This window comes from Sphingobacterium cavernae (assembly GCF_008520265.1).
GTDB lineage: Bacteria > Bacteroidota > Bacteroidia > Sphingobacteriales > Sphingobacteriaceae > Sphingobacterium > Sphingobacterium cavernae.
Genome location: NZ_VIQM01000057.1, coordinates 20,350 through 28,112 on the forward strand (window position 1 = coordinate 20,350; position 7,763 = coordinate 28,112).

General features: G+C 30.2%; 4 protein-coding genes and 1 pseudogene. 1 reads left to right on the forward strand and 4 read right to left on the reverse strand.

Annotated features, from left to right (window positions below; translation table 11 throughout):
* Positions 1 to 4: 4 nt before the first annotated feature.
* A complete protein-coding gene (locus tag FLS47_RS11690) occupies positions 5 to 3,880 on the reverse strand; it encodes a PAS domain S-box protein (protein ID WP_149914555.1) in 3,876 nt (1,291 codons plus the stop codon).
* A gap of 58 nt (positions 3,881 to 3,938) precedes the next feature.
* On the reverse strand, positions 3,939 to 5,180 hold the full coding sequence (locus tag FLS47_RS11695; RefSeq protein WP_149914556.1) for a YaiO family outer membrane beta-barrel protein: 1,242 nt from the start codon (positions 5,178 to 5,180) through the stop codon (positions 3,939 to 3,941).
* A gap of 471 nt (positions 5,181 to 5,651) precedes the next feature.
* Between FLS47_RS11695 and FLS47_RS11700 the strand changes: the two genes are divergently transcribed.
* The gene (locus FLS47_RS11700; RefSeq protein WP_149914557.1) at positions 5,652 to 5,846 is read left to right on the forward strand and encodes a CsbD family protein; all 195 of its coding nucleotides are present in this window, start codon (positions 5,652 to 5,654) and stop codon (positions 5,844 to 5,846) included.
* Between the two features lie 429 nt (positions 5,847 to 6,275).
* On the opposite strand, the gene FLS47_RS11705 is transcribed toward FLS47_RS11700, so the two are convergent.
* Both FLS47_RS11705 and FLS47_RS11710 read right to left on the reverse strand, forming a co-directional pair.
* Positions 6,276 to 6,530, reverse strand: a complete 255-nt coding sequence (locus FLS47_RS11705) for a hypothetical protein (RefSeq protein WP_149914558.1) — start codon at positions 6,528 to 6,530, stop codon at positions 6,276 to 6,278.
* A 114-nt stretch (positions 6,531 to 6,644) separates the two neighbouring features.
* A pseudogene (locus tag FLS47_RS11710) lies at positions 6,645 to 6,824 on the reverse strand (cold-shock protein); the annotation flags it as partial.
* Positions 6,825 to 7,763: the final 939 nt, after the last annotated feature.

Here is a 7,763-nt window from a genome sequence, read left to right on the forward strand (position 1 = left end):
TATTTTAAATGTCTTTAAGTATTGCTAAGCTCTTGTTTATCTCTGTAATAATTTCTTCATAAACATTTTCATCAAAATTATTATTAATAAGTATATTTTCATGCTTATTGATCTTAGAAACTAAAGTTGTCATTCCTATAGTGGAAGCAGTTCCTTTAAGCTTATGAAGAATTTTTTTGAGTTCCTCGGGGTTTACTAAATCTTTTGCACTTATTAAAATAGATATAGTGTTGTTAAGCTCCTTAATTGCAAGATCCATGAAAAAAGATTTGAAATCATCATCACCATTAAAATTTTGATTTAAAGTATCTATATCAAAACCTATATCCGATGTTTCCAATGCCGTTTGATCTTTATCAACAGCATCTAAGTAATTTATTAATATATTTTCGATATTTTTTAGTTTAATAGGTTTTTGAATTATTTTAGTGAAATTGTTTAGATTTGAGCGTTTTTCCAGACCAGATATTATTCCAGCTGTAATTCCAATGATTGGCTTTGTCTTATATTTTGTAAGTTGACGTATTATTTCTGCCGCTTGCAAACCATCTATTATGGGCATTTGGAAATCCATAAATACTAAATCAACGTCATAATTTTTACAGGCATCAATAGCCTGCCTACCATCATATGCTTTTAAAATTTTTGAATTTGGAACCAGTTCATTAATGAATTTTACATTGAGTTCCATGTTAATCTCATTATCATCCGCAACAAGAATTACAGACGTTAAATTTTGTAAGGAATTTATTTGATTACCTTCTTTGCTCAATGGGGTTATATATTTGTTTTGTTGGCTCCTTTTTAATTCGTTTAAAGCTTGATATAGAGCCTGTGGTGTAAAAGGCTTTATTAATCGATGAATATATTCAAAATTATCTAACTCACTAAATTCATCTTCATCAATAGAAACAGCGTGCATTATTATTATCGAAATCTTATTTTTTAGCTTATTTAATTGCTGCTTCTGCTCACTGCTAAGTTGATTGTAGTTTATTAATATAACATCATAATTAATTTCTTTTTCTAGAGTTATGCAAACCGAAGTAAAATCACTGCAAACTATGGTATCAATATTTCTATATGCAAGTAGCTTTGCTATTACCTCTTTTAAGGTTTCGTTTTGCTCAATTAATAAAACTTTCTGTATATTGGTTTCAATTTCTGGAGTTTGATTGTTCGGATTATAATCTAATTCAATGTCAAAATAAAAAATACTACCTTTTCCTACTTTGCTTTCCAATACTAGATTAGTATTCATATACTTAAGTATATTATTAGAAATTGTTAATCCTAAGCCTGTTCCTCCATAAATTTTGTTAATGGAGCTATCTTCTTGCGCAAAAGCATTGAAAACACCCGCTTGACGATGCGGCGCAATACCAATGCCTGTATCTTTTATGAAGAACCGTAAATGAATTTTATTTTTTAACTTTTTTAAAACCGATACTTTAATTAATACTTCACCTTTTTTGGTAAATTTCACTGCGTTTCCGACCAAATTGATTAAAATTTGTTTTAATCTATCGTGATCATAATACATATATATTGGTAATGCTGGATCAACATCTAAAATGAGCTCAATATTTTTCTTTTGCGCTTGTAATACTACTGCTCCTACTACTTGGCTTGTTAATTCATAAATGTTAGCCTCTTCTATAAATAATTCCCATTTTCCAGCTTCGATTTTAGAAAAATCAAGTATATCATTTATTATATGCAATAAACTGCTTCCAGACTCGTGAATATACTTTAGATACTGAAGCTGATTAGTATTAATTACCGTGTGCATCAATAATTCAGAAAATCCAATAATTCCATTAAGGGGAGTTCGAATTTCATGACTCATATTTGCTAAGAATTCTGATTTGGCGCTATTTGCTAATTCAGCTGTTTTTTTTGCTGCAATCAACTCTTTGTTAATTTTGATGTAAGAGGTTATGTTTTGGGCAAAGACTATAATTCCGCCAATTTTATTTTTGGAAATATACCACGGTCTAACTTCCCAATTCAAATATTTAGGGGCTTCTTCTTCGTTTAATTGTATTTTTTCGTTAGTATTTTTGTAGGTTATGCCTTTTAATGCATTATAATATATTTGTCTCCGTTCTTGAGGAACATCTGGGAAAAGTGAAAAAAGATTTTTGTTCTTAATTTTTTTTAAATTTATTCCGAATTCTTCATACCACCGGTTACTATAGTGTAAAAAATCAAAATCTTTATTAAACATGGCAACCGAGGCAGGTACGAATTCTATAAATGCGCGGAGCATTGCTTCTTTCCTTTCTAATTCCAGGTATAGCCTTTTACTTTTATCAATATTTTGAATTATCCCAAATATGCGCGAGCATTTACCTTGGGTGCATTCGGGTACTCCTTTAAGTCTAACCCATACCGATTCAGCTTCATCTTGCTTCATTTTTAGCTGAATATCAAAGCTTTGTATGTCTTGTTTAGCTTTAATTAAAGTTTTACGCAAAGTGCGTTTAAACTCGTTATCAAAAAGATTTTCAAATTCTTTTAGGGTAGATATACAGTCTTTTTTAAGGTTAAAAAAAGTCTTTGCCGTATCGGAGAATTTTATTTTTTCTTTATCAATATCGATTTCCCATCCGCCAACTTGAGCTACAGTATTAGTTTGTTCTAATAACTCTTTAGTTCTTCTTAAATCTAATTCAACCGTCCTATTGTCAGTGATATTTAATGAGCTGCTCGCTACATAAGGGAAATCCTCGGTATCGCATTCAAGTATATTATGATACAAAAAATAAAGTAGGTTACCATTTTTTGCGACTAAAGTAATAACCCCGGAAGTTTCCTTCTGTTCTTTAATTTTATTTAAATATTCCTCTATGTGCTTTTTACGTTCCTCTGGTATAAAATCAACTATATTTTTGCCTTCAATTTCAATTGATTTATAACCGAGCATTTGACTGCCTTTTTCATTGATTTTAAGAATTTTTCCATTTAAATCATGCAAGCAAGTGAGTCCTATGCTATTCTCAAAAAAATTTCTGAATTTACGTTCTGACGATTCTAATTTTTTTCTTTCTTGTATTTCCTTTGTTATATCTCTGCCGAAGACAAATATTTCGTTGACGGTATGATTATATTTAAATGTCCAATCAATTAGCAATTTCTTTTTTGCTATTATACTCTGGCTTTTAATGTTGCTTTTTCCGTTTAGTTCACTCTTATTTATGGCTAATTCGAGTTCCTCACTTTGGGCATCAACAAGCTTAATGAAATTGAATTCATTAGACTTTTTTTGTGATTGTAAAAATAATTTATCAAATACCTGATTGGCCTGTTTAATATTTAAATTTTTATCCAAAACGCAAATCATATTCTGCGTTTGTTCATAGATACTTTTGTAATACCCCGATTCTAATTCCTTTTTTTTTCTTGTATATATTTGACTCACTGCGTACGCAAGATCTTCTAGAGATTTTATTTGATTTTCTTCAAGAACCTTAGGCTCATAGTCCATAACACATATGGTTCCTAAAGCTAGACCCTCTTGATCTACTATAGGGACACCTGCATAAAATCTAATTCCTGCTTCTTTTATTAAAGGATTGTCGAGTGTTCTATAATCTAATGAAGTGTCTGGTATAACTAGAGCGTGCTGCCCGTTAATAGTATACTGACAAATTGTATCTTTTCTTTCTACGGTGTTTATATCTAACCCTATGCAGCTTTGAATCCTTTGTATATCCTCTTCCATTAATGCAATAAGGGAGGCTAAACAACCGGTTAATGCGGTTGCCGATTGCGCGAATATATCAAACTCATGATCCTTGCCCATACCAATTAACCCATAATTATGCAGCTGTTTAATTCTTTTAAGCTCATTTTTAGGTTTTGGAAATAATCTCATGACAGAAACATTACTACTATAAAACGGATAAATGGTAAAAATTTGGAGACGATCCTGATTAAAATACTCTACTATAGCCAATACTTAGATCATATTGATTACCTTTTTGGCTAACCTGAAACTCCTGATTGAAATAAGTGGCAGCAATACTTACTAAATTTCTCTTTTTAATGGAAAAGTTGTAGTTGGCGCCAACTTTATAAGTTTTTAACTTAAAAGAATCCTCGACAAGTAGGTTGTTTCGATTTTCTTCGGGACTTATACCTGTACCTACTTGAAGTCCAAAGTAATCGTCTGCTCCTTTCAAATAATATCGTACAGTTCCAGTATAGGAATGAGATATATTCGTTTTATCAGGAGAAAGATAGGTTCTTAAGTTGAACCATAAATTTTGGTAATATTTTCCTATGGATACGGTGTATAGCCATATGTTATTTGAAAAGTTCAATTGTCTATATCCAATTTCACCTTCGAAGCTTTTAGGTAAATTAGCATAGAGAGAAGCTCCTGTTCTAAAGCGGGGAAAAATTCCTACGTTATCAGAGTAGCCTGCGCCTAAATATAAATAGAAAATTTTATTGATTCTTGGGTAAGCTTCTAGTTCAAACTGTAGCCCATTATCAGCGAACTTATTAGCGTAATTTGTTTTAAATATTACCGAACCAAGTGATGTTGCCCTCCTATAGCTAAGACCTAAAATATGCCAATTATCAGCAAACTGTTTATCAAAATGTGTGAAATCATAATTTATACTGATTGCATTTTTTGCAGTATAAGATTTCAAATTTTGAGCTAGTGAGTTAGCTTCTGTATTTTTAGAATTAATACTCAATAAACGATTTACGGATGCTCCTGCCTCTTGATAGGCTTTAATGCCATAATTAAATTTCGCATGCAACAAGAGTATGTCTTCGGATTGAGGATGCTGGGATAGCCCTTCATCAATAATTATTTTCGCTTTTTCGTTTTGGTTGTTCCAATAAAGTAGGTAGCCGTAAGCTAGATAGAAATCTTCATCTTTGATTTTTTTTGCCTGTAAATTTTCAAATACTAATTTGGCTGAATCAATTTTATCACTCCATGTATAAAGCCTTCCTAAGAAAATGTGCAAATCTGTATATTCTGGAGATTTATTTAGTGCCGATTTAATTAAGTTGATTGCTTGCGGATAATCTTTGGATTCGAATGCAACATTTCGCGCTCGAGAAAATAGTTCATCGGATGATAAATCTATATCTTGACCATAGATTGTTATAGTCGAAAGTACGCTTATTAAAAGCGAAATTATATAAGGCTTCATAAGGCAGATAGAATTTCTGGAAACGAATTAAATTTTATAAATATAGAGAATTATGTATATATATTATACTGTTGTTTTTTATTTGTAACAAGCCGTTTTTGAATGCATTTGACCCTGAGATTTTTTAAAAATATGGGAATCACTGAACAGCTTGAAAAATTTTTACATCTTCAATCATTCTTTTGGCATTTTTTTGCAAAAAGGTTTCAGGTAAAAGTAAATCTTCATACGCAATGCCCTAATGGAAAGTAATGAGTATTATTTCTAATATTTATTATGAAAAGTTGATTGATTAATAGTTGTGGTATTAAACTGTTTTAAAGATTATTAAATCTTTATATTTTGAGAATCCACCGCCGTTTTTGCCTCATCAAGGATGTTGCAGAAATTATTATTTAACATTTTGTAACATTTTATTGTAAACTATATATTCTTTTATATGTTCTATTAATGAAACAAAACTTTAATACTATGGATTCATTAGATTTGAAAGGCAAATGGAATATCTTAAAAGGTAAAGTAAAGCAACAGTATGCAGACTTGACAGATGATGATCTTTTATATGTAGAGGGAAAAGAAGACGAACTTTACGGAAGGTTACAAGAAAAAACTGGTAAGACTCGTGAAGAGGTTACGAATTGGTTAAATGATTTAGACAAAAAATAATATTTATTGTCTAATTATAAAAAAAATACAAGGGTCTAACTATTTGTTAGGCCTTTATTAATTTGTTTGATGTAATATTTCTTGTTGTGAATTATATCAAAAAATGGCTGGGGGCATATGAATAATTATTGCATCAAGGGATGATTACATACTAATATGTTACAGATATTTTTGCGTAAGTTAATGAGTTTTGGTAGAGCTTGAAAAAATACAAGAAAACTTCATTATTGGGAATGCTTCGATACGGTCATGAATCCATGTGGGTTTTATTTGTGAGGTAATTAGTGGCAAAAATTAATAGTTAAAATATGTTTCCTTCCTTAAACATTCTAAATGCTATTTTCTATAGATTGCGCTAATCAAGATTTAATTAATAAGTTCGTGGGTAATTTTAATCATTTAATAAAATTTGGAGAGTTCAAATAAAAGCTATAGGATAATTATTGAACTTGTATCTAGTATGACCAAATCGCAGGCTCGTTTTGATAATTCAGATGGTATAATTGTTTTTCGTATCTCTTCATTATGACTGTTTATCATAATACCGATTAGGAGCTCTTCTTTTACTTTATATAACTTAAAGACTGCATTTTCCTCTAAATAATTTGTTTCAGTAAAAAGCATATTTACATTTTTATCCTCGCAATAATTAAGTGCTTCTTCTATGTTAAATGTTTTTTCCATTAAATGATTTTTAGTCTTAAATTAAGGCGTGGTTTTATGTTTATGAATGATGTGTTTTAAAAAGGTTAAAAATTATTTGCTCTAACCTAATTAATAATACATAATAACGTATCGTTATGCTATTCGTACGTTTGTAGCGTTTAGTCCCGAGCGGCCTTGCTCGATGTTATATGTGCCCTGATCATTTTGATGTATACTATCTTTTAATTTTAATCCTGACATATGTACGAATAAAACCTGACCACCGTCATTAGGTGTTATAAATCCAAAGCCTTTTGTTTTGTGAAAGGATTTTAATGTTCCTTGTTACATTTTTTTGTGCTTTTAAAAAAAATTAATGCAATATTGCCTTAATTTAGACCATAAGGTCTTAAATAATCATTTGTAAAAATCAAGTGAATAGGAATTAAATTCTCTTAGAGAAGATTAAATTCAAATATTATCTCATCTAATAAATGATAACATTAGAGCTGGAAAGCGAAGACTAATATCGATAAGTGAAGTATCTTTCTTAGGTTTTGCACGGCAGGACCTGATGGTATACAAATATAGTTTTTTTTATTTAAGAATGATATTTTTAAATTATTTTTTATTTTTTTAAAAAATAATTAAATGTTTGCTGAGTTGCAATATATTGGGGTTGTCAGGTGTCGTCAGACAGTCTTTGGTCGGAGTATTAAAAACTTTTGAGCGTTGTTTTAAAAAGTCAGACATTTATTTAAAAAATTTCACTCCTGTTTTTATAATATTTTTAGTAATTCCAAAGCGCGAGTATTGTCTGGGGAAATTACGCTTTTAATTGTGCTTTTATCATTTAAAGTAGCTTAGTTTCCGCACTCCAATTGCATTAATTTCATAGCTGAAGAAAAATATTTCCAACAACCAACCTTTAAGGAGGGGACTTTGATTTCTCATTGGGGAGTGTAGGAGGTGATTGAGCATGTCCTTATAGCCCTCTAAGTATCTAAAATCTTTTCTTTGTATGAATTAGCTGTTGTTGGTGAATACTTCTTACACCGTTCTCGTTATGCTTTAGAAATTCATGGTAATTATATTATTGATTTTTATCTACTATTGATAGGTTTAGATCTACTGCTGCATGCTTATAACCTGAATTCGATTATTAATTCTATTTAAAATTGCAATCATGGTGGTAAATGTTTATATTTAAGTATCTGAAATTCAAATATTTAACAATACACCAGACCATGATTACATACGATAAAGTTACCG